At 66.8% G+C, this 24,896-nt stretch carries 22 protein-coding genes; 2 read left to right on the forward strand and 20 right to left on the reverse strand.

What is annotated here, in order from left to right:
* Window positions 1-153: 153 nt before the first annotated feature.
* The 15 genes from ppc to rpe form a co-directional block, all read right to left on the reverse strand.
* Entirely contained in the window at window positions 154-2,985 is a 2,832-nt protein-coding gene (gene ppc / locus CH306_RS21980) for a phosphoenolpyruvate carboxylase (RefSeq protein ID WP_094647942.1), read from the reverse strand.
* 51 nt (window positions 2,986-3,036) lie between these two features.
* The gene (gene secG, locus CH306_RS21985) at window positions 3,037-3,270 is read right to left on the reverse strand and encodes a preprotein translocase subunit SecG (RefSeq protein ID WP_032398009.1); all 234 of its coding nucleotides are present in this window, start codon (window positions 3,268-3,270) and stop codon (window positions 3,037-3,039) included.
* 112 nt (window positions 3,271-3,382) lie between these two features.
* Window positions 3,383-4,168 (reverse strand): triose-phosphate isomerase, encoded by a 786-nt coding sequence (tpiA, locus tag CH306_RS21990; RefSeq protein WP_032398008.1) that lies wholly within the window; start codon window positions 4,166-4,168, stop codon window positions 3,383-3,385.
* A gap of 3 nt (window positions 4,169-4,171) precedes the next feature.
* The gene (locus CH306_RS21995; RefSeq protein ID WP_094630019.1) at window positions 4,172-5,383 is read right to left on the reverse strand and encodes a phosphoglycerate kinase; all 1,212 of its coding nucleotides are present in this window, start codon (window positions 5,381-5,383) and stop codon (window positions 4,172-4,174) included.
* Window positions 5,384-5,388: 5 nt separating this feature from the next.
* Window positions 5,389-6,408, reverse strand: a complete 1,020-nt coding sequence (gap, locus tag CH306_RS22000) for a type I glyceraldehyde-3-phosphate dehydrogenase (RefSeq protein ID WP_032398006.1) — start codon at window positions 6,406-6,408, stop codon at window positions 5,389-5,391.
* Between the two features lie 120 nt (window positions 6,409-6,528).
* On the reverse strand, window positions 6,529-7,512 hold the full coding sequence (gene whiA / locus CH306_RS22005; protein ID WP_032398005.1) for a DNA-binding protein WhiA: 984 nt from the start codon (window positions 7,510-7,512) through the stop codon (window positions 6,529-6,531).
* Window positions 7,503-8,528, reverse strand: a complete 1,026-nt coding sequence (locus tag CH306_RS22010) for a gluconeogenesis factor YvcK family protein (RefSeq protein WP_032398004.1) — start codon at window positions 8,526-8,528, stop codon at window positions 7,503-7,505. The genes whiA and CH306_RS22010 overlap by 10 nt, the downstream gene beginning before the upstream one ends.
* Window positions 8,525-9,475, reverse strand: a complete 951-nt coding sequence (rapZ, locus tag CH306_RS22015; protein ID WP_371828397.1) for an RNase adapter RapZ — start codon at window positions 9,473-9,475, stop codon at window positions 8,525-8,527. The genes CH306_RS22010 and rapZ overlap by 4 nt, the downstream gene beginning before the upstream one ends.
* Window positions 9,475-11,565, reverse strand: a complete 2,091-nt coding sequence (uvrC, locus tag CH306_RS22020; protein ID WP_094648017.1) for an excinuclease ABC subunit UvrC — start codon at window positions 11,563-11,565, stop codon at window positions 9,475-9,477. The genes rapZ and uvrC overlap by 1 nt, the downstream gene beginning before the upstream one ends.
* A 71-nt stretch (window positions 11,566-11,636) precedes the next feature.
* Complete coding sequence (locus CH306_RS22025; RefSeq protein ID WP_094648018.1) at window positions 11,637-12,095, reverse strand: PH domain-containing protein; 459 nt, start codon at window positions 12,093-12,095, stop codon at window positions 11,637-11,639.
* 29 nt (window positions 12,096-12,124) lie between these two features.
* Window positions 12,125-12,622: a 6,7-dimethyl-8-ribityllumazine synthase gene (gene ribH, locus CH306_RS22030; protein ID WP_094647943.1), complete on the reverse strand. Its 498-nt coding sequence runs from the start codon at window positions 12,620-12,622 to the stop codon at window positions 12,125-12,127.
* Window positions 12,619-13,908, reverse strand: a complete 1,290-nt coding sequence (locus CH306_RS22035) for a bifunctional 3,4-dihydroxy-2-butanone-4-phosphate synthase/GTP cyclohydrolase II (protein WP_052050500.1) — start codon at window positions 13,906-13,908, stop codon at window positions 12,619-12,621. The genes ribH and CH306_RS22035 overlap by 4 nt, the downstream gene beginning before the upstream one ends.
* Before the next feature lie 86 nt (window positions 13,909-13,994).
* Entirely contained in the window at window positions 13,995-14,606 is a 612-nt protein-coding gene (locus CH306_RS22040; RefSeq protein ID WP_094630020.1) for a riboflavin synthase, read from the reverse strand.
* Window positions 14,607-15,638 carry a bifunctional diaminohydroxyphosphoribosylaminopyrimidine deaminase/5-amino-6-(5-phosphoribosylamino)uracil reductase RibD gene (gene ribD / locus CH306_RS22045; protein WP_094647944.1) on the reverse strand — a complete coding sequence of 344 codons (1,032 nt, stop codon included), beginning with the start codon at window positions 15,636-15,638 and terminating at the stop codon, window positions 14,607-14,609.
* A complete protein-coding gene (gene rpe, locus CH306_RS22050) occupies window positions 15,638-16,312 on the reverse strand; it encodes a ribulose-phosphate 3-epimerase (RefSeq protein WP_032398000.1) in 675 nt (224 codons plus the stop codon). Before rpe ends, ribD begins: the two co-directional genes overlap by 1 nt.
* A 36-nt stretch (window positions 16,313-16,348) precedes the next feature.
* On the opposite strand from rpe, the gene CH306_RS22055 reads away from it, so the two are divergent.
* Window positions 16,349-16,738: an MmcQ/YjbR family DNA-binding protein gene (locus CH306_RS22055; protein WP_094647945.1), complete on the forward strand. Its 390-nt coding sequence runs from the start codon at window positions 16,349-16,351 to the stop codon at window positions 16,736-16,738.
* A 33-nt stretch (window positions 16,739-16,771) separates the two neighbouring features.
* Here CH306_RS22055 and CH306_RS22060 read toward each other — a convergent pair whose 3' ends face one another.
* The 3 genes from CH306_RS22060 to CH306_RS22070 form a co-directional block, all read right to left on the reverse strand.
* Complete coding sequence (locus tag CH306_RS22060) at window positions 16,772-18,241, reverse strand: RsmB/NOP family class I SAM-dependent RNA methyltransferase (RefSeq protein WP_032397998.1); 1,470 nt, start codon at window positions 18,239-18,241, stop codon at window positions 16,772-16,774.
* The gene (gene fmt / locus CH306_RS22065) at window positions 18,238-19,161 is read right to left on the reverse strand and encodes a methionyl-tRNA formyltransferase (protein ID WP_094647946.1); all 924 of its coding nucleotides are present in this window, start codon (window positions 19,159-19,161) and stop codon (window positions 18,238-18,240) included. Before fmt ends, CH306_RS22060 begins: the two co-directional genes overlap by 4 nt.
* Window positions 19,162-19,247: 86 nt before the next feature.
* A complete protein-coding gene (locus CH306_RS22070; RefSeq protein ID WP_256980573.1) occupies window positions 19,248-19,970 on the reverse strand; it encodes a PadR family transcriptional regulator in 723 nt (240 codons plus the stop codon).
* 298 nt (window positions 19,971-20,268) lie between these two features.
* Between CH306_RS22070 and CH306_RS29790 the strand changes: the two genes are divergently transcribed.
* Window positions 20,269-21,978, forward strand: a complete 1,710-nt coding sequence (locus tag CH306_RS29790) for a GGDEF domain-containing protein (RefSeq protein ID WP_306436758.1) — start codon at window positions 20,269-20,271, stop codon at window positions 21,976-21,978.
* On the opposite strand, the gene CH306_RS22080 is transcribed toward CH306_RS29790, so the two are convergent.
* Complete coding sequence (locus CH306_RS22080) at window positions 21,894-22,745, reverse strand: cyclase family protein (protein ID WP_094630025.1); 852 nt, start codon at window positions 22,743-22,745, stop codon at window positions 21,894-21,896. The two genes, CH306_RS29790 and CH306_RS22080, sit on opposite strands and share 85 nt — an antisense overlap.
* Window positions 22,746-22,824: 79 nt before the next feature.
* Window positions 22,825-24,792, reverse strand: a complete 1,968-nt coding sequence (locus tag CH306_RS22085; protein WP_179272771.1) for a primosomal protein N' — start codon at window positions 24,790-24,792, stop codon at window positions 22,825-22,827.
* Between the last annotated feature and the right edge of the window lie 104 nt (window positions 24,793-24,896).

Raw genomic sequence — 24,896 nt, forward strand, 5'->3', positions numbered from 1 at the left:
GCACCGAACACGTCCTGATGTCGAGCGATCTATCCGCCTACCGTTCGCACGGTAGGCGGATCCCTCGCGCCAGGCATCGGTGTCGTTGCTGCACTGCCTCATACCTCGTTGGACGCTTCTCGCCGCCGACCGGTTCCACGCCCCCCGTGCGGGTCAGCCGCTGTTACGCAGTGCCGTCGCGAGACCGTTCATCGTCAGCAGGATTCCTCGCTTGACGCGTTCGTCGTCGTCCCCGTTTCGGTAGCGCCGGAGCATCTCCACCTGCATCTGATTGAGCGGCTCGAGGTACGGGAATCGGTTGTGCACGGAGCGTTCGAGAGACGGATTGTCTTCGAGCAGTCGACTGTGACCGGTGATCTTCAGGTACATCCGCACCGTCGTGGCGTGCTCGGCCTCGATCATGCCGAAGATACGAGCCCGGAGATCGGCGTCGGGAACCAACTCGGCGTAGCGAGCCGCGATGCCCAGATCGGACTTGGCCATGACCTGCGCGAGGTTGGACAGAACCGTCTGGAAGAACGGCCACTTCCGGTAGAGGTCGGTCAGCACCTCGAGCCTGGAATCGTCGTCGCCGACCCACTCCTCGAACGCCGATCCCGTTCCGTACCACCCGGGCAACATCACGCGGCACTGACTCCACGACATCACCCAGGGAATGGCACGCAGGTCGTACACCGAGTTGGTCGGCTTCCGCGATGCCGGACGGGAGCCGATGTTCAGCTCCCCTACCTCGGCAACGGGAGTCGACGTTCGGAAGTACTCGACGAAACCTGGCTCCTCGTGCACCAGACGGCCGTACGCTGCGCGTGCCTTGGCGGCCAGATCGTCCAGAATGTCGTACGCGGCTTCGGCACCGTCACCGAGGCCCTCGACGTCGAGCAGAGTCGATTCGAGAGTTCCGGCAACCAGGGACTCGAGGTTTCGTCGCGCCAAGGACGGCTCCGCGTACTTCGCTGCGATGATCTCGCCCTGCTCGGTCAGACGCAGGGATCCCTGCACCACACCGGGCGGCTGCGCCAGGATCGCGTCGTAGCTCGGACCGCCGCCGCGGCCGACCGTGCCACCGCGACCGTGGAAGAGCCGCAACCGGATCCCCGTCTTGCGCGATGCCTCGAGTAGATCCAACTCGGCGCGATACAGCGCCCAGTTGGCCGCGAGGTATCCACCGTCCTTGTTCGAGTCGGAGTACCCGAGCATGACTTCCTGGTTCATGCCGCGACCGGCGACCAGCGCGCGGTAGATCGGAACGTCGAGCGTGGCCAGCAGAGTCGCCGCGCCCTGCTGGAGGTCCTCGATGGTCTCGAACAGCGGAACGACACCGACGGTCGAGGTCGGTGCCGAACCGTCGGTGCCGGGGTCGAAGATGCCGGCCTCCTTGAGCAGCAACGCCGCTTCGAGCATGTCGCTGACCGACTGGCACATGCTGATGATGTAGTTCTGGATGGTGTCGGGGCCCAAGTGGTCGATGGCCTCCTTGGCCGCCCTGACGATGCCCAGTTCCTTCGTCGCGAGCTCACTGAGCTGCGCGTTGGGGCCGACGAGCGGCCGCCTGGTCGCGAGTTCCCGCGACAGCACCGACACCCGCTCGTCCTCGCCGAGGGACACGTAGTCGGGGTGAACACCGGCCCAGGCCAGCAGCTCGGCGACCACCTCTTCGTGGGTCTCCGAGTTCTGCCGCATGTCCAACGCCTGCAGATGGAATCCGAACGTCTCGACCGACTGTCGAAGCCGGAGCAGTCGATCGTCGGCGATCAACGCGTCACCGTCCGCACGAAGTGCCCGGTCGATGACGTCGAGGTCGTCGAGGATGTCCTGCGGGCCGTCGTACTTCTGCGCTCCGAGGTCGATGCCGGAGACCGGTACGGCGTCGAGCACCGCCTCGGCGGTGGCGGTGAGCCGAGCCCGGATGCCGACCACCGCGACCCGATACGGTTCGTCCGATCGGCGGTCGTCCGGTTCGGCCGATGCGCCGGCCAGAGCCGCGAGCTCCTCGGTGACATCCACCAGGCGCGCGGACATCGACAGTTCCTTCTCCAGCGCGACCAGCTCGTCCAGGTAGTGCTCGAACGCTACGTAACCCGCCTGATGTGTCGCAGTGTGCACCACGTCGGCGGTGACGTTCGGATTGCCGTCGCGGTCGCCGCCGATCCAGGAACCGGGGCGAAGGATGGGGCGCGGCAGAAGATCGTCCTCGGGCCACCGTGCGCGCAGCGCGGCACGCACATCCGCATTGAGGGCAGGCATGACGTCGAACAGAGACGACTCGAAGTAACGGAGGCCGACCTCGATCTCGTCCTGAATTCGCAACCGCGACAACCGAATCAGAGCTGTCTCCCACAGGGTCAGTACCTGCCTGCGGATCTGCACGTCGATGGCGGCCAGTTCCTTGGCCGCGCGGGCGGCCTTGCCCTCGACCGCCGCAACGGCGACATCGCGGCGACGCATCAGCTCGGTGATCTTCGATTGCACGTCGAAGATGGTCCGTCGACGTGTCTCGGTGGGGTGCGCTGTAATCACCGGGGCGACCAACGCATCGGTGAGAGCGGCTGCCACCTGCTCGCGCGACGGTGCCGCGGCATCGATCTTGAGCCAGGTGGCGTCGAGGCTGCTGTCCTGCGGCGGATCCTGGCGGTCGAGGTGAATCGCGCGGCGACGTTCGCGGTGCAGGTCCTCGGCGAGATTGGCCAGCAGCGAGAAGTGACTGAACGCGCGAATCAGTGGAACTGCCTGTGCCACTTCCACATCGGTGTAACGTCCGACCGAATCGTCACGCTCGATCTCGGATCTGCGTACCGCGAAGGATTCGACGCGCGCTGCCTCGATCAGGTCGAAGACGTCCTCGCCCTCGTGCTCGCGAATGATCTCGCCCAAGATACCGCCGAGATAGCGGATGTCCTCACGGAGAGGCTCTGTCAACTCTCGACCCTGAGCTGTCGGTGGGACGAAGGCTGGGGAACCGACTGACTCGTAGGAGGATTCGCTCATCCACCCAGTATCGTCGCTCCGTCACCAACTCGCACTCGGAGCCGAATTCGATCAGGTGTACTTGATCTCCAGACCGATACCGAGGATGGCGATGAGCCAGATGATGCCGGTGAAGACCGTGAGGCGATCGAGATTCTTCTCGACGACGGTCGAACCGGAGAGGCTGGACTGCACTCCGCCACCGAACAGGCTGGACAATCCGCCGCCCTTGCCGCGATGCAGCAGGATCAGCAAGATCAGTGCCAGGCTGGTGATGACCAGCAGAATATCCAGAAACAGATCCATGTCCACCTCAAACTCGATTCGATGCCTTCAGCAGCCTACCTGGCCCCGTGAACGGCTTCGGACACCCCGCCGAAGCGAGGTGCCCGAAAACCGTTCGTCGTAGCGTTGCCGATCAGGGCAGGGGTCCTCCTGCAGCGATGGCCGACAACGTGGCGAACTCGTCGGCCTTGAGCGAAGCGCCACCGACCAGTGCGCCGTCGACATCGGGCTGACCGACGATCTCGCCGACGTTCTTGGCGTTGACCGATCCGCCGTAGAGCACGCGCACACCCGCGGCGACCTCGCCCGAGGAGAGCGACTTCAACTCCTCGCGGATGGCACCGCACACTTCCTGAGCGTCCGACGCGGACGCGACCCGGCCGGTTCCGATCGCCCACACCGGCTCGTAGGCGATGACGACCTTCGAGATGTCCTCGGCCGACAGTCCGTCGAGTGACCCGCGGAGCTGCGCGACGTTGTAGGCCACGTGCTCGCCCGCCTCGCGGATGTTCAGACCCTCGCCGATGCACACGATCGGAGTCAGTCCGTTCTTCAGCGCCGCCTTCGTCTTGGCGAGAACGACGGCGTCGTCCTCGTTGTGCAACGTGCGTCGTTCGGAGTGACCGACGACGACGAAGGTGCACCCCAGCTTGGCCAGCATCGATCCGCTGATCTCGCCGGTGAACGCACCCTTGTCCTCGGACGAGACGTCCTGTGCACCGTAGGTGAGCAGGAGCTTGTCGCCCTCGACCAGAGTCTGGACGCTCCGGATGTCGGTGAACGGCGGGATCACCGTGACGTCGACCTTGTCGAAATACTTCTCGGGCAACGAGAATGCGATCTTCTGCACCAGCGAGATGGCCTCGAGGTGGTTGAGGTTCATCTTCCAGTTGCCCGCGATGAGCGGCTTACGTGCCATGCGTTACGCCTCCAGGACGGATAGGCCGGGGAGCTGCTTGCCTTCGAGGTATTCGAGGGATGCACCGCCGCCGGTGGAGATGTGCGAGAAGCCGTCGTCGGGCAGTCCGAGGGTGCGCACCGCAGCCGCGGAGTCGCCGCCACCGACGACGCTGAACGCGCCCTTCTCGGTGGCTTTGATGATCGCTTCCGCGATGCCCTTGGTGCCGGCCGAGAACTTGTCGAACTCGAACACTCCTGCCGGTCCGTTCCAGAAGACGGTCTTCGCATTCGACAGCACGACAGCGAAACGACTGACCGAGTCGGGTCCGATGTCCAGGCCCATCCAGCCGTCCGGAATTTCGGACGCCTTGACGGTCTTCGCCTCGGCGTCCGCCGCGAACTTGTCTCCGACGACGATGTCGACGGGCAGGTGGATCACGTCGCCGAAGCGCTCGAGCAGGTCCTTGCAGACCCCGATCTGATCCTCCTGCAGCAACGAGTTGCCGACCGAATATCCCTGTGCGGCAAGGAAGGTGAACGCCATGCCGCCGCCGATCACGAGGGTGTCGACCTTGGGGGCCAACGCCTCGATGACGCCGAGCTTGTCCGAGACCTTGGAGCCGCCGAGCACAACCGCGTACGGACGCGCAGCGTCCTCGGTGAGCTTGGCCAGCACCTCGACCTCGGCAGCGACGAGGGTGCCCGCGTAATGGGGCAGCAGCTGCGCCACGTCGTAGACCGACGCCTGCTTGCGGTGCACGACGCCGAATCCGTCGGAAACGAACGCCGCGTCGTCGCCGGCCAGAGCCACCAGCTCGCGAGCCAGGGCAGCTCGCTCGGACTCGTCCTTGCTGGTCTCGCGCGGATCGAAGCGAATGTTCTCGAGCAGCAGCACGTCGCCGTCCGTCAGACCCTCGGCGCGAGCCTCGGCGTCCTGACCCACGACGTCGCCCGCGAGCTGAACATGGCGTCCGAGCAGCTCGCCGAGTTTCGCGGCGACCGGAGCCAGGCTGTACTTCGCGTCGGGCTTACCGTCGGGACGACCGAGATGCGCGGTGACGATGACCTTGGCACCGGCCTCGACCAGAGCCTCTAGAGTCGGGATCGACGCCTGGATACGGCCGGGATCGGTGATCGTGCCGTCCTCGAGCGGGACATTGAAGTCCGATCGCACGAGGACGCCACGGCCTTCGACACCGGCATCGAGCAGATCCTGCAGTGTCTTGACAGCCATCGGTGTCAGAGGGACTTGCCGACGAGACCGATGAGGTCGGCGAGGCGGTTGGAGTAGCCCCACTCGTTGTCGTACCAGGAGACGATCTTGACCTGGTCGTCGATGACCTTCGTCAGCGGCGCGTCGAAGATCGACGAGTGCGGGTCGGTGACGATGTCCGAGGACACGATGGGATCGGTGTTGTACTTCAGGATGCCCTTCAACGGTCCCTCGGCAGCAGCCTTCATCGCAGCGTTGATGTCGTCGGCGGAGGCCGACTTCTTCAGCAGCGCGGTGAGGTCGGTGACCGAGCCGGTGGGGATCGGAACCCGGAGCGCGTAGCCGTCGAGCTTGCCCAGCAGCTGCGGGAGCACCAGGCCGATGGCCTTGGCTGCGCCGGTGCCGGTCGGCACGACGTTCAGAGCCGCAGCGCGAGCGCGACGCAGATCGCTGTGCGGGCCGTCCTGCAGGTTCTGATCCTGTGTGTACGCGTGGATCGTGGTCATCAATCCCGAGACGATGCCGAACTCGTCGTCGAGAACCTTGGCGATGGGGCCGAGGCAGTTGGTGGTGCACGACGCGTTGGAGATGATGTTCTGGCTGCCGTCGTACTTGTCGTCGTTGACGCCCATCACGATGGTGATGTCCTCGCCCTTGGCGGGCGCGGAGATGATGACCTTCTTCGCACCGGCGTCGATGTGACCCTGGGCCTTCGCAGCGTCGGTGAAGATGCCGGTGGACTCGACGACGACGTCGACACCCAGGTCACCCCACGGAAGTGCGGACGGGCCCTCGCGCAGCGACAGTGCCTTGATCTTCTGGCCACCGACGACGATGGTGTCTTCGCCCTCGAGCGAGACATCGTGCGGCAAACGGCCCAGGATCGAGTCGTACTTGAGCAGGTGTGCGAGCGATGCGTTGTCGGTCAGGTCGTTGACAGCAACGATTTCGATGTCGGTGGTACCGAGCGCCTTCTGCGCGTCGACAGCCCTGAAGAAGTTACGCCCGATGCGGCCGAAGCCGTTGACGCCTACCCGGATCGTCACTGTTCGCTCCTAAAAGTTGTGAAAACAGATGTCTGATTGTGCCTGCGTGCGGGGTGCCACACGCGGTTCCCACCCTAGTGTGCGCGCAGGCAGAGCGCGCGCATCACGTGATCGGGCCGATCACGCCTCGTCGAGCAGCTCGGCGGTGACCGCGGACTCGGTGTCGGGAATTCCGGTTTCCTTGGCCTTGCGATCGGCCATGGACAGCAGGCGTCGAATTCGGCCGGCCACGGCGTCCTTGGTCATCGGAGGGTCGGCCAACTGGCCCAGTTCCTCGAGTGACGCCTGCCGATGCTGGACTCGGAGCGATCCGGCTGCGGCCAGATGGTCCGGCACGTCGTCGCCGAGGATGTGCAGGGCGCGCTCGACTCTCGCTGCGGCGGCGACGGCGGCCCTGGCCGAGCGGCGCAGGTTGGCGTCGTCGAAGTTGGCGAGCCGGTTCGCAGTGGCTCTGACCTCGCGTCGCATGCGTCGTTCTTCCCAGATCAACCGGGTGTCCTGTGCTCCCATGCGGGTGAGCAGGGCTCCGATGGCCTCGCCGTCGCGGACGACCACTCGATCGGTGCCGCGGACCTCACGAGCCTTCGCGGCCACTCCGAGGCGGCGGGCGGCTCCGACGAGCGCGAGCGCCGCCTCCGGTCCGGGGCAGCTGATCTCCAGGGCCGAGGACCTACCCGGTTCGGTGAGGGAGCCGTGCGCCAGGAATGCGCCCCGCCATGCTGCCTCGGAATCCCCCACCGTGCCGCCGACGACCTGTGCGGGGAGGCCGCGAACCGGGCGTCCCCGCAGATCCAGCAGGCCGGTCTGGCGGGCCAGCGCTTCGCCGTCCTTGGCCACTCGGACCACGTACCGCGAGGTCTTGCGTAGCCCGCCTGCGCCGAGCATGTGCACGTCGGAGGAGTAGCCGTACAGCTCGAAGATCTCCCGCCGCAGCCGTCTCGCAATGGACCCGAGGTCCACCTCGGCTTCGACCACCACCCGGCCCGCCACGATGTGCAGTCCACCGGCGAATCGCAGCAGTGCGGACACCTCGGCCTTGCGGCAACTGACCTGGCTGACGGTCAGCCTGCTCAGCTCGTCCTTGACCTCCGCTGTCATGGCCACGAAGTGATCCCCTCTCTGCGTGCGGCAGTCGGTGCGGTGCCGCCGGTGGGCGACACGATGGAGCCGAGAGCCGCGGCAAGCTTGCCGTAATGATGTGCGTGGGTGCCGTTTTCGGCAACGTCGACGTAGACGACCTCGGCACCGAGCCGGGCCGCAGCCCGCGCCACGTGCTCGCGGTTGCTGCCTTCCGGGACCGAGGCGGAATCGACCAACACGTAGTCGATTCCCAAATCCGGTGCGTGTTGGGAGAGTACGTGGACATGGCGCTCGGCGGAGAATCCGGTGGTCTCACCGAGTTCGGGGGCCAGGTTCAGCACCAGTACCTTCGGCGCGCTCGTACGAGCCAGCGCGGTGAGCTGATCCGGCACCAGTACGTGCGGGATCACGCTGGAGAACCACGATCCCGGTCCGAGCACCACGAGGTCAGCCTTCTCGATCGCAGCGAGTGCATCCGCGGACGCCGGCGGTTCGGGTGGAAGCAGCCGAACGCGGCGAACCTTGCCGGGAGTCGTCGCCACCGCCACCTGTCCGCGAATGACGCGGCTCACGCGCGGATCGTCCTCGAGACCGGAGACGTCGGCCTCGATGTCGAGTGCGATCGGCGACATCGGAAGCACTCGTCCGTCGATTCCGAGCATCCGCACCATCTCGTCCAGTGCGGCGATCGGGTCGCCCAGTACCTCGGTGAGGCCGGCGAGGATGAGGTTGCCCACCGAGTGCCCGGCCAGCGCGCCCGTGCCACCGAAGCGGTGCTGGAGGACGTCGGTCCACAGCTGTGTTCGCTCGTCCGAGCGTGCCAGCGCGGCCAGCGCCATGCGCAGATCCCCGGGCGGAATGACGCCGAGCTCGGCCCGCAGACGTCCCGAGGATCCCCCGTCGTCGGCGACCGTGACGATGGCGGTGACGTCGTGACCGAGCAACCGGGCCGCCGACAGCGTTGCGTACAGGCCGTGACCGCCTCCGAGTGCGACGATCCTGGGGCCCGATACCGGTACTTCGGTGTCGACCTCGCTCATTCGCGACCCAGATCCCGATGCAGCACCCGCACCGACACATCACCCTGATCGGCGAGAATCGCGGCCAGTGCCTCGGTCATCGCAACACTTCGATGCTTCCCTCCGGTGCAGCCCACGGCCACCGTCATGTATCTCTTGCCTTCCCGCACGTATCCCTCGATCGTCAGATTCAGCAGATGCGTGTACGTCTGCAGGTAGTCGCGTGCCCCGTCCTGCCCCAGCACGTAATCCCGAACGTCCGCGTCCTGGCCGGTGTGTTCGCGCAGCTCCGGAACCCAATGGGGATTGGGCAGAAAGCGCACGTCGCAGACCAGGTCGGCGTCCATCGGCAGGCCGTACTTGAAGCCGAACGACTGCACGGTGACCCCGACGCCGGTGGTGTCGGACTCGCCGAACACCGTCTCGATCTTGCGCCGCAGTTGATGCACCGACAGGGATGTGGTGTCCACGGTCAGATCCGCGGCCGCCTTGACCTGGGCGAGTCGCAACCGTTCGGCGGTGATGCCCTCGGTCAAGGTTCCGTCCTGACCGTCGTTCTGCAGAGGATGGCTGCGCCGGTTGGACTCGAATCGACGGATCAACACGGCGTCGGACGCGTCGAGGAAGAGCACTCTGTTGCGCACGCCCTTGGAATCGAGTTCTTTGACCACCCAGCCCAGATCGCCGGTGAACAGGCGACTTCGAACGTCCATCACCAGCGCCAGTCGCTCGATTCTGGGCTTGGACTCGCGGCCGAGATCGACCATCTTGGAGATGAGCTCCGGCGGTAGGTTGTCGGCGACGTACCAGCCGAGATCCTCGAGAATCTTGGCCGCCGTGCGCAATCCTGCTCCGGAAACCCCGGTGACCAACGCCACTTCGATCTCGTCGTGCCGCGACTCCCCCGCGGAGGGCTGTTCGAGATGGTCTTCGGACGGTGGGTGTCTCTGTGTCTGGTGTTCGCTCACTACGAAGCCTGTCCCGCCGATTCCACGCGCGGTGCGATCGCATGTTCCGCCGTGTTCTCGCCCGATGTCGTTGCAGTTGCGCTGCCATCATCGCCTACATCGGCGTCGTCCGTGTCGGAACACAGTGCGGCCAGCACCGACTTGGCTGTGGTCTCTCCGATCCCGGGCACCTCGACGATCTCCGCGACCGTCGCGCGTTTGAGGTTGGCGACGGAACCGAAGTGTGCCACCAGCGCCGTTCGACGCGACTCGCCGAGTCCGCGAACCGAATCCAGAGCCGAGGCCGTCATGCGTCGCGATCGCTTGCTGCGATGGAACGTGATCGCGAACCGGTGCGCTTCGTCGCGGACCCGTTGGAGCAGGTAGAGCGACTCGCTCGTACGCGGAAGGATCACCGGATCCTCCTCCCCCGGAACCCATACCTCCTCCAGCCGCTTCGCCAGACCGACCACGGCCACGTCGGTCACGCCGAGCTCGTCCAGCACGGCCGCGGCAGCGGCCACCTGAGGGGCACCGCCGTCGACGACGAACAGATTGGGTGGATACGCGAATTTGCGCGGTCTGCCGGTCTGTGGATCCAACGCCGCTTCGGGGGCGAGATCGCCTCCGGTCCCCTCGGCCGAACCGTCCGCGGAGTGCCGTAGGAACCGGCGACGGGTCACCTCGGCGATGCTCGCCACGTCGTCGGAGTGCCCGTCGCCTGCCGCTTCCTTGATCGCGTAGTGGCGGTAGTCGCTCTTGCGGGGCAATCCGTCCTCGAAGACGACGAGCGAGGCCACCACATCGGTTCCCTGCACGTGGGAGATATCGATGCACTCGATGCGCAGCGGTGCCGAGTCCAGATCGAGTGCCTCCTGAATACCCTGCAGCGCAGCCGATCTCGATGTGAAGTCGCCCGCGCGCTTGAGCTTGTGCTGCTGCAGGGCTTCCTTGGCGTTGCGTTCGACGGTCTCGGCCAACGCCTTCTTGTCGCCGCGCTGGGGAACACGCAGAGTCACGTTCGAGCCCCGAAGTTCACTGAGCCAGGCCTGAACCTCGTCGGCGTTGTCCGGCAGGACCGGAACCAGCACCTCCCTCGGGACGGCGTTGGAACCACCGTCGTCACCGCCCGGTGCCTGTGCGGACAGGGCGGCCTGCTCGCCGTAGAACTGCGTCAGGAACTGCTCGACCAGAGCGGGCAGATCGGCCTCGTCCTGGCGTTCGATCACCTCTCCTGCCTTCTCCACCACCCAGCCGCGCTGCCCGCGCACGCGGCCGCCTCGGACGTGGAAGACCTGAACGGCAGCTTCGAGGGCGTCGGTGGCGAAGGCGACGAGATCGGCGTCGGTGCCGTCGCCGAGCACCACCGCCTGCTTCTCCAATGCCCGACGCAGCGCACCGACGTCGTCTCTCAGACGTGCGGCGGTCTCGAAATCCAGGTCCTCGGATGCAGCCTGCATCTTCTTCTCGAGCTGACGAACGAGCTTGTCCGTCTTTCCGGCCAAGAAGTCACAGAAATCCTCGACGGTCGCCCGATGCTCCTCGGCGCTGACCCGTCCGACGCACGGTGCCGAGCACTTGTCGATGTAGCCCAGCAGGCAGGGCCGGCCGATCTGATTGTGGCGCTTGAACACTCCGGTCGAGCACGTGCGCGCGGGAAATACTCGCAGCAACAGATCCAGCGTCTCGCGAATGGCCCACGCGTGCGCGTAGGGGCCGAAATAGCGGACACCCTTGCGCCGGGGTCCGCGGTAGACGAACAACCGAGGAAACTCCTCGTTCATCGTCACCGCGAGCATCGGATAGCTCTTGTCGTCGCGGTAGCGGACGTTGAACCGTGGATCGAATTCCTTGATCCAGTTGTACTCGAGCTGGAGGGCCTCGACTTCGGTGGTCACCACGGTCCACTCCACCGATGCCGCGGTGGTGACCATCTGGCGAGTACGCGGATGCAGCGAGGCTATGTCTGCGAAGTAGGAATTGAGTCGACTGCGGAGGCTCTTGGCCTTTCCCACGTAGACGACGCGGCCGTGCGGATCGCGAAATTTGTACACCCCCGGCTCCACCGGGATGGTTCCGGTGGCCGGGCGGTAGGTAGCGGGGTCGGACACGGCATCCACGTTAGCCGTCGGGTCCGACGTTCTCCGCATCCGCAGCTCAGCCGCGGTGCGGAGGTAGGACGTCAGTCCCGATCGACCGGGATGTCCGGAACGGAGGCGGCGGGCGCGTACGTGCGTTCGAGAGTGCGGAACTTTCGTACGGCCGCGACCGCATGGTCACGATCGTTGGACTGGATGGCCATCACGTTGATGAACTCGTCGTCGGGAATGTCGATCCTGGCCCACATCGCTCCTTCGGGGAAGGACAGACCACGCACCAGATCCCATTCGATCAGACGCTCCGACAACAGGTTCCGCACCGCGACACCTGCAGGCCCGACGCGAATGCGCGGGCGCGTCAGCACGAGCGCCAGGCCTCCCAGAAGAAGTCCGATACCTGCCATCGCCAGTTGGTCCGCGGTTCTGAAGTACACCCCGGTCGGCGAGACCCTCAGCAGGATGGCGACGGTCGAATGCGCCACCACGAGCAACACCGCCGTCGCGATGGCGTAACGAGCCGACTTGCGCGACTTCACCACCATGTCCCACTCGGTGGACGGTGCGCTGCCGGTCACGTGAACTCCTGATTCGTCCAGGGTTGGCGTAGGTGTTTGAGAGTAAGCGCTGTGTCGATCGCGGCTGCCGTGGCCTGCGCGCCCTTGTCCTCGAACGAACCGGGCAACCCTGCGCGATCGAGCGCCTGCTGCTCGTCGTTGGTGGTGAGCACACCGTTGGTGACCGGAGTGCCCTCGTCGAGCGAGACGCGCGTCAGACCGGCCGTGACGGCGTCGCACACGTACTCGAAATGCGGTGTGCCACCGCGGATGACGACGCCGAGTGCGACGACGGCGTCGTGGTTGCGGGCCAACGCCTGCGCGACGACGGGCAGTTCGATGGCTCCGGCCACACGGATGACCGTGACGTCCTCGATCCCGGCCGACTCGGCTTTGCGAAGTGCACCGTCGAGCAAAGCCTGAGAGATCTTCTGGTGCCACTGACCGGCGACGATCGCCAGTTTGAGATCAGTGGCGCCTGCGAGCTGCAGGGTGGGTTCGCCTTCGCCGCTCATGAGGTGGCCCCGTTCTCGGATGCGGGAGTGGAGCCTGCGGAACGACCGTTCTCGTACTCGTCCAACCCGGTGAGGTCGTGGCCCATCCGGTCGCGTTTGGTGCGCAGGTAGGTGAGGTTCTCGGCGTTGGCGCGCAACGGCATCGGCACTCGTTCGGTGACGTGCAGACCGTAACCATCGAGTCCCACTCGCTTGGCGGGGTTGTTGGTCAGCAGCCGCATCGACGAGACACCGAGGTCGACGAGGATCTGAGCACCGATTCCGTAGTCGCGGGAGTCGGCCGGGAGGCCCAGTTGCAGGTTGGCGTCGACGGTGTCGGAGCCTGCGTCCTGGAGCTGGTAGGCCTGGAGCTTGTGCAGTAGACCGATTCCGCGACCTTCGTGTCCGCGCATGTACAACACGATGCCGCGTTCCTCGGCGGCGACCATTTCCAGGGCCGCGTCCAACTGTGGTCCGCAGTCGCAGCGCAGTGATCCGAACACGTCGCCGGTGAGGCATTCGGAGTGCACTCGGACGAGCACGTCGTTGCCGTCTCCGTCGGGGCCCGCGATGTCGCCGCGGACGAGCGCGACGTGCTCGACCTCGTCGTAGATGCTCTGATAGCCGACGGCGCGGAAGGTGCCGTGACCGGTGGGGATCCGGGCGTCGGCGACGCGGACGACGTGCTTCTCGTGCTTGCGACGCCAGGCGATGAGGTCGGCGATGGAGATGAGGGCGAGGTCGTGCTCGTCGGCGAAGACGCGCAGTTCGTCGGTCTGGGCCATCGCGCCCTCGTCCTTCTGACTGACGATTTCGCAGATGACGCCTGCAGGCCGCAGGTCTGCCATGCGGGCGAGGTCGACGGCAGCTTCGGTGTGGCCGGGGCGACGCAGCACTCCGCCGTCCTTGGCGCGCAGCGGTACGACGTGGCCCGGACGGGTGAAGTCGTTGGCCCCGGTGTCGGGGTCGGCGAGCAGTCGCATCGTGGCCGCCCGGTCGGACGCCGAGATTCCGGTGCCGATGCCCTCGCGGGCGTCGACGGTGACGGTGTACGCGGTTCCGTGCTTGTCCTGATTGGTGGCGAACATCGGCGGCAGGCCGAGTCGGTCGCAGTCCTCACCGGAGAGTGGAACGCAGAGATAACCGGAGGTGTAGCGGACCATGAAGGCGACCAGTTCCGGGGTGGCCTTCTCGGCGGCGAAGATGAGGTCGCCTTCGTTCTCGCGGTCCTCGTCGTCGACGACCACCACTGCTTTGCCCGCAGCGATGTCCGCAACTGCGCGCTCGATACTGTCGAACCTGGTCACCACGGTGTGCTCCATACGTCTCGGGCCTGGCTCAGCGCCCTGGAAATTCTCCGATGCACCATCGATTGCGTGCATGTCAACAGTACTTACTGTGCGTCGATCGTCTGCAGCCGCTCCACGTACTTGGCGATGACGTCGACTTCGAGGTTGACCGGCGATCCGACCTCGGCCGTGCCGAGAGTGGTCAGGTCGAGGGTGGTGGGGATCAGGGAGATCTCGAACCAGTGCGCTCCGTCGTCGACGCCGAGTCCGGAGACGGTGAGCGAGACGCCGTCGACGGTGATCGAGCCCTTCTCCACGACGTAGCGCGCGACCGAGGTGGGCAGTGCGATGCGCACGACGGTCCAGTTCTCGGACGGCGATCGGCCGATGATCGTTCCGGTGCCGTCCACGTGACCCTGTACGAGGTGCCCGCCGAGACGGCTGCCGAGCGCGGCCGCACGTTCGAGGTTGACGCGGCTGCCCACCTCGAGGGCACCGAGGCTCGAGCGGTTCAGCGTTTCCTGCATCACGTCGGCGGTGAATCCGCCGTCGGGCAGCACCTCGACGACGGTCAGGCAGACCCCGTTCACCGCGATGGAGTCGCCGTGGCCTGCATCGGAGGTCACCACCGGGCCCCGAACGGTGAACCGCGCGGCGTCGGGCAGTTCGTCCTTGGCGACGATCTCGCCGAGCTCTTCGACAATTCCGGTGAACATCTACTTCGCTCCTTCGGGCACGACGCCGATCAGAATGTCGTTGCCGATCATGGTGACTGTCTCCGTGCGGAACCGAATTGCGTCGGCAATTGTTCCGATGCCCGCATTCTCCACCGCTGTGGGCCCGCTGCCCAACACCGCCGGTGCGACGTACGCCACGACGCGGTCCACCAGGCCCGCAGCGAGGAATGCCCCGGCCAACGTCGGGCCGCCTTCGATCTGGATGTCGGTGTGCTCGCTGAGGGCGTCGATCACGGCCGCGGGGTCGTGTGTGTCGAGGAACACCGTGGGGGCATCCGTCCCACGTATCGCTGCGGTCGACGGTATCGACCGCGATCCGACAACGACGCGCACGGGTTGGTGCGGCTCGAGGGTCCCGTCCGGACGTCGTGCGGTCAGTCGCGGGTCGTCGGCCAGCACGGTGCCGGTTCCGACGACGATGGCGTCGAGCTTGGCCCGCTCGGCATGGACGTGCGCCCGGGCCTGCGGTCCGGTGATCCACTGGCTCGTGCCGTCCGCCGCAGCGCTGCGTCCGTCGAGGGTGGCGGCATATTTCCACGTCACGTGCGGCCGACCGGTGCGTTGCTTGTGCAACCAGGCGCGCAGCGGCCCCTGCCGCACCGCGATCTCACCGATCCCCTGTTCGACGCGAATGCCCGCCGCGCGCAGGGCTGCCGCGCCGCCCGATGCGAGCGGATTCGGATCGGCGACGGCGTGCACGACCGCCGCGATGCCCGCGTCGATCAGGGCCTGCGAGCACGGTCCGGTGCGGCCGGTGTGGTTGCAGGGTTCGAGGGTCACCACCGCGGTGCCGCCGCGCGCTCGGTCACCGGCCTCGGCCAGCGCGACGATCTCTGCGTGCGGACCGCCGGGCGGACGCGTCGAGCCGATGCCGACGACGACGCCACCGGCATCGAGAATCACGGCACCGACCGCGGGATTGGGACTGCTGATGCCCCGGGCGGACTCGGATGCCTCGACGGCGAGGGCCATGGCGTCCGCGACGGACAGTGCTGCGCCCTGGCCGTTCATTACGACAGGTGGTGTGATGCGCGGGCGGCTCGGTCGCGTAGGTCGCGCACTGCGGCTGCGGGGTCGGCGGTGTTGTAGACGGCCGATCCGGCGACGAAGCAGTCGATTCCGGCCTCCGCGGCCTGCTCGATCGTGTCGGAGTTGATGCCACCGTCGATTTCCACGACCAGTCGCAGATCCCCGGAATCGACAAGTGCTCGAACGGCTTTCGCCTTCGCGAGTACCTCCGGCATGAACGACTGCCCACCGAAGCCCGGCTCGACGCTCATCACCAGCAGCGTGTCGAAGTCGCGCAGGATCTCGAGGTACGGCTCGATGGGTGTTCCCGGCTTGACGGACAGTCCGGCTTTGGCTCCCGCCGCCCGGATGTCGCGCGCAACCGCGGACGGGTCGTCGGTCGCTTCGGCGTGGAAGGTGACGTTGTACGCACCCGCCTCGGCGTACGGCGGTGCCCAGCGGGCCGGGTCCTCGATCATCAGGTGGCAGTCGAGCGGAATGTTCGTCGCCTTCAGCAAGCTCTCCACGACCGGCAGCCCCAGGGTGAGGTTGGGTACGAAGTGCGCGTCCATGACGTCGACGTGCAACCAGTCGGCTCCGGACACCGCCTCGGCTTCGGCGGCGAGCCGGGCGAAATCGGCGGACAGAATGGAGGGGGCGATCATCGGGGAAACCACGATTGACGAGCCTAGCCCAGCCGGTATCGTTCGCCCATGACCACCATGGATTCCGTGACAGCGGTGATCGCCGAGTTGCCCGAGGTCACCGAGAGTGTCCGGTACGGCCGTCCGGCGTGGTCGGTGGGCAAGAACGTGTTCGCGTGGGTCCGCCCGTTCAGCAAAGCCGATCTGAAGCGGTTCGGCAGCGAGATCCCGCCCAGCGGACCGATTCTCGCCGTCCGCACCGCCGATCTCAACGAGAAGGACGCGATTCTCGCCTCACACCCGCGGGCATGTTTCACCATCTCGCATTTCGACGGGTTCGCTGCCGTTCTGGTCGACCTCGACAACACCGAGGACGACGAACTGCGTGAACTGATCATCGACGGGTGGCTGGTTTACGCCCCGACAGATGTGGCCGAGACGTTCCTGGCCGGCAACTGATCACACCGCTTCCCGGTCACGACGGCTCACCGGTCACATCGGCTTACGCAGCGCCGCCATGAACATTGCGTCCGTGCCGTGTCGATGCGGCCACAATTGCACCGATGTACCGTCGCCGAGTTGGGGCACTCCTGGGACCAGCTCGCGGGTGTCGAGCTGTTCGACGCCGTAGCGGCGGACCGCGTCGGCGACGACGGCGGTGGTTTCGGACAGGTGCGGCGAACACGTCGAATACAGCACCACTCCGCCCGGGCGGACCAGCTCGATCGCCGCGGCCAGCAGTTCCTTCTGCAATGTCACCAGTGCCGCCACATCGGAGGGCAGTCGTCGCCACCGGGCCTCGGGCCTGCGGCGCAGAGCACCGAGCCCGGTGCAGGGCGCGTCCACGAGCACGCGATCGTAGCCGCCGTCGAGTCCGGACTGCCTGCCGTCGACGGTGTGCACCGTCACCGGAAGGTCCTTCGTCGTCTTGGACACCAGATCGGCTCGGTGCGGCGTCGGTTCGACGGCGTCGACCGTGGCACCGTCGATCTCGGCGATGGCACCGAGGAGGGCAGCTTTACCACCCGGTCCGGCGCACAGGTCCAGCCACCGGCCACCGTCCTCGCCGACGAGCGGCGCGAGGGTGAGTGCCCGGCCGACGAGTTGACTCCCCTCGTCCTGCACCCCGGCCAGTCCGTCCCGGACGGCGTCGAGCTTGCCGGGATCTCCGCCGTCGAGGTGCACTGCGTACGGCGAATAGGGTCCCTCTTCTCCCCCGGTGATCAGCGCCAACTCCTCGGCGGAGATCTCACCGGGCCGAGCCACCAGGTGGACCGAGGGACGGGCGTCGTCGGCCTCGAGCACCGCGGCCAGTTCACCGGCGTCGGCACCGAGTGCATCGGCGAAGGCCTGCGCGATCCACTTGGGATGGGCGTACTCGAACGCGAGGTGGCCGACGGGATCGGTTGCCGCAGCGGGCGCGAGCTCGTCGACCCACTGGGCAGCCGTCCGCTCGGACACACGGCGCAGTACCGCGTTGACGAAACCTGCTTTGCCGGTGCCGAATTCGGACCGAGCCAGGTCCACCGACGTGGCGACGGCCGCGTGCGGTGCCACTCGGGTCCGGAGCAGTTGGTAGGAGCCGAGTCGCAGAATGTCGAGCAGCGGCCCGTCGATCTCGGCGGCAGGCCGACCGGCTGCATGGGCGATCACCGCGTCGAGCACACCACGCGCGCGGGACGCGCCATAGGCGAGTTCGGTGGCCAGTGCCGCGTCGCGCGAGTCCAGCTTGCGCTCTCGCAGCAGGCCCGGAAGCACCAGATTGGCGTAGGCATCCCGCTCGCGTACCGCCTTGAGGACGTCCCGGGCAGCCCGGCGGGCCGGGTCGATCGCGTCGACGGCACGCGGTCCCGCGCCTTGCGGGGGCCGGTTTCCCTTCGGCCCGCGGGCTCCGGGCGACTTCTTGACGTGCTTGCGAGCTGGACTGGACTCGCGCTTTCGGGGCCTGTCGGGTTCTGTCATCGTGCTACCGCCGTATCGTCCAGCCGAGCGCCGCGCGCCCAGTCGAGTGCCTTCATGAGCTTCTTGCCCTGCGGCTGAACATCGCCGAGAACCACTGCCGTCGTCCCTGTTCCGATGTGTACGCCGGACTTTCGCACCGATATCTCGCCCGGGGCCAACGTGTCCTCCGAGGGCGTTGTCGGAGCGATCTTGACGCGGAGTTCACCGATCGTGGTCCACGCGCCCGGTGCGGGGGTGACCGATCTGATGTGCCGGTCGACGAATGCCGCAGACCGAGTCCAGTCGATGCGCGCGGCGTCGACGCTCACCTTGCTCGCGTAGGAGATCCCGTCCTCGGGCTGTGGATGCGCGGATGCCGTCCCGTCCTCGATCGCGTCGAGGGTCGCAGCCAGTAGGTCTGCTCCGCTCGACGCCAGTCGGGTGAGCAGGTCCCCCGTCGTATCGGTTGCGCGCACCCGCTCGGTGACGACGCCGAGTACCGGGCCGGTATCCATTCCTGCGTCGAGCAGGAAGGTGGAGGCGCCGGTGATCTCGTCGCCCGCGGCGATGGCGGCCTGTACCGGCGCGGCACCTCGCCACGCGGGCAGCAGCGAGAAGTGCAGATTGATCCAGCCGAAGCGAGGGATGTCGAGCACCGGCTGCGGCAGCAGTGCCCCGTATGCGACGACCGGACACACGTCGGGCGCGAGTTCGGTGAGCTGTGCGACGAAATCCGGATCCGAGGGCTTCGCCGGTGTGAACACGGGGATTCCGTGCTCGTCGGCCAGCAGGCCGACCGGTGAGCGCATCGTCTTGCGGCCCCTACCGGCTGCGGCGTCGGGCCGGGTCACCACCGCGATCACCTCGTGGCGTTCGGACTCCAACAGTCGCTGCAGCGACGGGACTGCGGGCTCCGGTGTACCGGCAAAGACGACGCGCACTCGAGCAACTCCCTGGATGGACGAAAGGATCTCGGGTGTTCATCCTAGGGAGTCGCGAGCGCCGCGGACGATTCCGCAGGTGCCGATCACGTCGCGTCGGGGGCGTCGACCGTGTCGTCGGGATCTCGATCGGTCGGACCGTCGTCGGCGAGGATCCGATACAGCGACCTGCGTGCTTCGGTGAGGATCTCGGCGGCCTGCTCCACCTGTGCCGGTGTGCCGACTCCGGCGACCTGACCGGCTGCGCCCATCAACTGGCCGATCAGGGCCCGAAGATCGCGAGCGTCGACACCGACGGACTCTGCCACGTCGTCCCATGGGCTGCCCAGATCGCCGCGATGAGCGTCGACATGCGTTCGCCCCTCGTCGGTCAGCGCAGCCGTCTTGCGGCCGGCCACCTTGTCGATCAGGACCAAGCCCTCGTCTTCGAGTTGGGACAGGGCCGGATAGATGGAACCCGGACTCGGCTTCCAGGTTCCGTTGCTCTTCGCGGCGATCTGCTGGATCAGTTCGTATCCGTGCATCGGACGTTCCTCGAGCAGTAGCAGGATCGCAGCGCGCACGTCCCCGCGTCGTCCGCGTCCTCCCCGACCCCGGCCTCGACCGAAGTCTCCGTTCGGCCCGAAACCGCCGGGACCGAAGCCGGGGCGCATGCCTTCCCGTCCCCGTCCGAACGGGCCACCCTCACCGTGCCTGTTCCGTTCACCATGAGCTCTCCTTCCACGGCCTCGTTCTCGCGGACCGTGATCGTCCGACGGGCCTCGATCGTCGCTCTGCGCGACCCACATCTGAAAGGGCGCGCCTCGCATTTGGCGACGTACTGCGCGGCGTCCGAATTCGTGAGCGAATCCCTCGAATGCGTGGTTCATGTCGTTCTCCTTTGTATCGATTCACAAGTCGACGATATATCGTCAATAGAACTTTGACAATACCCAGAGGCAACCTCCACGTTTTCCGGATCCGAGGAACACGTCGTGGATCGCTTCCGCTCGTTAGAATGGCGCGGTCGGTGCGAGCTCACGTCCAACGAACCGTGTACAGCGGCCGGCTCGACAGCGATCGCTCACGAACGAGGGGGGCCGTGTGGCCGGATCGACGAGGCGACGCGTGACCGTCGTTCTCGGCTGCGTCCTGGCCATCGTTCTGCTCGCCGGCTCCAACGTTCTCGGCCAGAGAATCTCGGTACTGATCGACGACGTCGCACAGCTCGCAGGTGGCATCACCGCAACGGTCGTCTGCTGGCGAACGGCGTCGAGACGGACGGGCTCCGAACGGCAGTGGCGCGTTCTGATGGCCGCGGGAATGGCGTGTTGGAGCGCAGGCATGGCCGTGTGGGCTTTCTATCGATCCGCTCTCGACATGCCGCTGCCGAACACATCGGTCGCCGACGTGGGGTTCTTTCTCTTCCCGATCTTCGCCGTGCCCGCGCTGCTCGCCTTCGTCGGCCCGTCGCCCCGGCGGGCGGCCTCACTTACACGCCATGTCTGGGTGATGTCGTTGCTCGACGGGGCCGTGGTCGTCGGGTCCCTCTTCGTTCTGTCCTGGGCCACCGTCCTCGGGGCGGTCGTGCACTCGTCGGAATCGGAGTCCATCGCGTTCCTCGTGGCGATCATGTATCCCATCACCGACCTCGTTCTCGTGGCCATGATCGTGCTGCTCGCCGTGATCCCGAAGATCGCGTCGCGTTACCGAACGCAACTCACCCTGCTCGGTGCCGGAATCCTCATGATGGCGGTGTCCGACAGCATCTACGCGTACCTCGTCGCCATCGGTGCGGACTTCATGCCGGTTCTGACCGACGGCGGATTCATCGCAGGCACTGCACTCATCGCTCTCGCGGCCGCCGCCCCGAGGACCGTCGAGGACGATCCGCCTGGTCCGCCGATACACGGCTCGTCACTGCACGGATCGGCGACAGCTGCGCGGGTGTACACCGAGACCGTCACCGGTGAGAGAACACAACTGTTGTTGCCGTACGGGCTGATGGGCGCGATAGGGATCGTGCTGGCGATACTGCGCGTGCAGACCGGGGACCTGGATTCGACGGTGGTGGTACTCGGGGTAGCGGTGGTGCTGCTCTCGCTCGTGCGCCAGGTGATCACCCTGGTTCAGAACGACAATCTGCTTCGGAGCCTGTCTCTGGCACAGGCCGAGCTGACGTATCGCGCGCACCACGACGGACTCACCGGGCTGCTCAACCGGTCGTCGTTCGACGAACACCTTCGAGCGGCGGTGAACGACGCCAGGGCGGGCCGGGGCCGCGCCGTCCTGCTGCTGATCGACCTCGACGACTTCAAGAGCGTCAACGACAGATTCGGCCACGGCGGCGGCGATCGACTACTCGTCGAACTCGCCCGCCGCCTCGACCGATGCGTGGTCGACGGAGTGGTTGCGCGCTTCGGCGGCGACGAGTTCACCGCCCTGGTGAACGCGGATCTGCGAACCGGCCGTACCACGGCGGTCCGCATCGCCGAGGCCATGCGGACCGCGCACGAGATCGACGGCCATTCGGTGTCGGTCGGCGCGTGCGTGGGTGTGGTGCAGATCGGTCGTCCCGACCGCACCGCCGACGGGACGACGACCGTGCCCGGCACCGACACCTTCGACGTCGACGAGGACGAGCTGATGCGCCTCGCCGATCGCGCGATGTACAAGGCCAAGCGCTCGGGCAAGGCCGGCGTCTACGCCTACGACACCGCAGGAACACTCAGCATGGTCCCGTGCGGTTCCGATCAGGGAAGCTTGGGAATCAATCCGAAAATGGTTGCAGGCGAACCGGATCCGGCCCGGTTGATCGGTCCGCCGACCAGAACGTAGGCACCCGTGGTCGGTATCGACTCCAGATTGGTCAGGTTCTCGAGACTGATCCGACGCCGGTCGTAGAGCTTGACCGATACCGGATAGGTTTCGTCGTTGCCCAAGTCGGGTCCGAAGGTGTCGGTTCCGAGGGCACCTCTGTCGGCGAGCCTGCCCGTGTCGATCAACCACTGCGCCGCCTCCGCCGAGAAGCCGGGTTGGTGCGTCACGCCGTCCGCGTCCGCGTTCGCGTAGGCATCGGTACCCCAGCGTGACGCCCATCCGGTCCACAGAATTACGGCCGCGCCGTGCGGAATGGCTCCGTTGACTGCTTCCCAGTTCTGCAGGTCGGCCACGGTCACGGCGTAGTCGGCGTCGGCTGCCGCCCGATCACGAATGTCGATCTTCACCGCGGGCAGAAACAGATCCTCCGGATCGAGCTGGTCGGCGGTCAGCCCACCTTCCTGGAAGTGTGCGGGCGCTCCCCAGTGCGTGCCGGTGTGCTCGCCCTCCTTGACGTACTGGAGGTAGAAACCGTCGTCCGCGACGGTGAACGCCGTCTCGAGCGAGAATTCGGGATCGCCGGGAAAAATCGGGGTGAGCGCCGGATCGTTGACGTGCGACAGCGACACGATCCGTAGCAGTCGATCCAACGGAACGGCCGGTGTCGGCGGCTGCGCCGAGCCGGTACCGGGCAGGGCGTCGGCGGAGGCAGGTGCCACGAGCCGGGCTCCGATCACCACTGCCAAACCTGTTGTCGCACGGCGAAAGAGCTGCCTTCTCTTCATGTCCCCGACCCACCTCTCATCGGCGCCCCGTGCGCCGCCCCGACGCAACCTTAGGCCACGGCTGCCCCGGACGGCAGTGTCAGCCGATTCGAATCGGGTCTATCTGAACCCGCACTCCGCCGCCGAGCTTCTTGGCGCTACGAGATGCCTGAGCGGCGGCCAGCGCCCGCGCCAAGGCCGCCCCGGTGCTGCGCGGCACGCGTATCAACAGCCGCTGCACATCACCGGGAAGCACGTCCTCACCGCCGCCCGCGGGTGCGCGTTGGCCGTCCGGCAGATCGACCGGTCCGAGTATCTCCACTGCCTCGGGCAGATCTGCACCCTCCACCAGCGCCGTGATCGCATCGGTGGTTCCGTCGATCGCCGCGACGTGTACGGCGGGCGGGAACCGTACCTCCACTCGTTCGTCCAACTGACTTCTGGCGTGCCACAGAGGATCCCAGCGAACCAGCGCCTGCACCGTCGGTATCTCGGACTCGGCGACGACGACAACGCGACCTCCCGCAGAGCCGGGCCGGACCAACGCGGCGGCCGTCATCCACCGACGCAGTGTCTCCTCTGCCGCGCGCAGGTCTGCCCGGCCGAGCAGGGCCCAGCCGTCCAGCAGAAGAGCTGCGCCGTACCCACCGTCGACCGTCGGCTCGGCACCGACGGTCGACACGACCAGACCGGCACCGGGTCGGACGGAGTCGAGCACGGCGGCGCCTCCCGAGTTGTGTATCGGTACGCCGGGAAATGCCCGTCCGAGTTCCTCGGCGGTGCGGCCCGCTCCGATCACGACCGCCCGCAGGTTGCGTGATCCGCATACGGTGCAGCGATGCGCGGTGTCGGCGATTCCACACCACGAGCAGGTCGGACTGCCGGCTCCGTCGCTTCCAGGGGCCGACGGCAGGGCCAACGGCCCGTTGCACCGGCGACACCGAGCCGGGTGCCGACACTTCGCACACGCCAGTGACGGCACGTATCCGCCGCGCGGAACCTGAACCAGCACAGGCGAATCGGCTTTCAGTGCGGCTCGCGCCGCCTCGAACGCGATGGCGGGAAGCCGGGCGACACGGGCTGCCGGGTCCCGCGCGAGCGCATGGTCCGAGTCCGCCAAGGCCACCACATGGGGTTGACGCTCACGGACCAGCTCACGAGGAGCCACCAGATCGTGTGCCCAACCGGAATCGACGAGAGCTTCCGCCTCCGCCGTCCGCGAATGTCCGCCGATCACCACCGCCGCCCCGGATACGTGCGCTCGGAGCAACGCGACTTCTCTGGCGTGCGGATACGGCGAACGGGGCTCGGCGAAGCTGTCGTCACCGTCGTCCCAGACGGCGATCATGCCCAGAGTGGACACCGGAGCGAACACGGCGCTGCGCGTCCCCACCACAACGACCGGGCCCGATCGCAGACCGCGCAACCATTGCCGATACCGCTTCGCCGGACCCAGTCCGGCCGACAACGCCACCACCCGGTCGGCTCCGAGCAGAGCCGTGCAGGCCGTTTCCAGTCGATCGAGATCACGCTGATCGGGTACCACCACCACGGCGGATCGACCGGCGGCGACGGTCACGGCAGCGGCCTCCGCCAGCCGCACCGGCCACCGCTCACCGGGCAATGCCTGCCACACCGCGCGGGGTACGCGTCCCGATGCCAACGCGTCGAGGAAGTTCGACCCGTGGGTGTAGGCCGACCATGCCGACCTGTCGACGGCAGGCTCGACCGGGGGCTCGACGACGGGTGTCGGTTCCGCCTCGACTCGGGCGTGGCGAGCCGGGATCGCCAGACGCAGTACGTCCGCTCTGGTCCCGGCGTACCGATCGGCCACCGCCTCGGCCAGTTCCGCGATCTCGGGAGTCAGAACTTGCTCTGCCGACACCACCCGATCGAGCCAGCCGAGCTTGCCGGAGTGCTCGGTCTCGGCCAGTCTGGCCAGCACGAAACCGTCGACCAGTCGGCCCGCGAACCGAATCCGAACTCGCACACCGGGCCGAGCATCGCTGCTCATCTCCTCGGGTACGAGGTAGTCGAACTCTCGGTCGAGATGCGGCAGCGGCAACATCGGGAGAATGCGCGCGATCGGGAGATCCGACGCCGCCACCCGCGCTACGCCCGCCACCGCACCTCCTCCTCGATTCTCACCCCACACTCGATGACGGAGCACCG

The sequence above is a fragment of the Rhodococcus sp. 15-725-2-2b genome (genome assembly GCF_002259075.1).
Taxonomy (GTDB): Bacteria; Actinomycetota; Actinomycetes; order Mycobacteriales; family Mycobacteriaceae; genus Rhodococcoides.

Bases quoted from the DNA above. Each gene is read 5' to 3' on its own strand.
- ppc (WP_094647942.1), bottom strand. From the start codon at position 2,985: ATGAGCGAATCCTCCTACGAGTCAGTCGGTTCCCCAGCCTTCGTCCCA.
- secG (WP_032398009.1), bottom strand. From the start codon at position 3,270: ATGGATCTGTTTCTGGATATTCTGCTGGTCATCACCAGCCTGGCACTG.
- tpiA (WP_032398008.1), bottom strand. From the start codon at position 4,168: ATGGCACGTAAGCCGCTCATCGCGGGCAACTGGAAGATGAACCTCAAC.
- CH306_RS21995 (WP_094630019.1), bottom strand. From the start codon at position 5,383: ATGGCTGTCAAGACACTGCAGGATCTGCTCGATGCCGGTGTCGAAGGC.
- CH306_RS22010 (WP_032398004.1), bottom strand. From the start codon at position 8,528: ATGAGCGAGGTCGACACCGAAGTACCGGTATCGGGCCCCAGGATCGTC.
- CH306_RS22025 (WP_094648018.1), bottom strand. From the start codon at position 12,095: ATGGTGGTGAAGTCGCGCAAGTCGGCTCGTTACGCCATCGCGACGGCG.
- ribH (WP_094647943.1), bottom strand. From the start codon at position 12,622: ATGAGCGGCGAAGGCGAACCCACCCTGCAGCTCGCAGGCGCCACTGAT.
- CH306_RS22040 (WP_094630020.1), bottom strand. From the start codon at position 14,606: ATGTTCACCGGAATTGTCGAAGAGCTCGGCGAGATCGTCGCCAAGGAC.
- ribD (WP_094647944.1), bottom strand. From the start codon at position 15,638: ATGAACGGCCAGGGCGCAGCACTGTCCGTCGCGGACGCCATGGCCCTC.
- CH306_RS22055 (WP_094647945.1), top strand. From the start codon at position 16,349: ATGACCACCATGGATTCCGTGACAGCGGTGATCGCCGAGTTGCCCGAG.
- CH306_RS22060 (WP_032397998.1), bottom strand. From the start codon at position 18,241: ATGACAGAACCCGACAGGCCCCGAAAGCGCGAGTCCAGTCCAGCTCGC.
- CH306_RS22070 (WP_256980573.1), bottom strand. From the start codon at position 19,970: ATGCGAGGCGCGCCCTTTCAGATGTGGGTCGCGCAGAGCGACGATCGA.
- CH306_RS22080 (WP_094630025.1), bottom strand. From the start codon at position 22,745: ATGAAGAGAAGGCAGCTCTTTCGCCGTGCGACAACAGGTTTGGCAGTG.
- CH306_RS22085 (WP_179272771.1), bottom strand. From the start codon at position 24,792: ATGTTGCCGCTGCCGCATCTCGACCGAGAGTTCGACTACCTCGTACCC.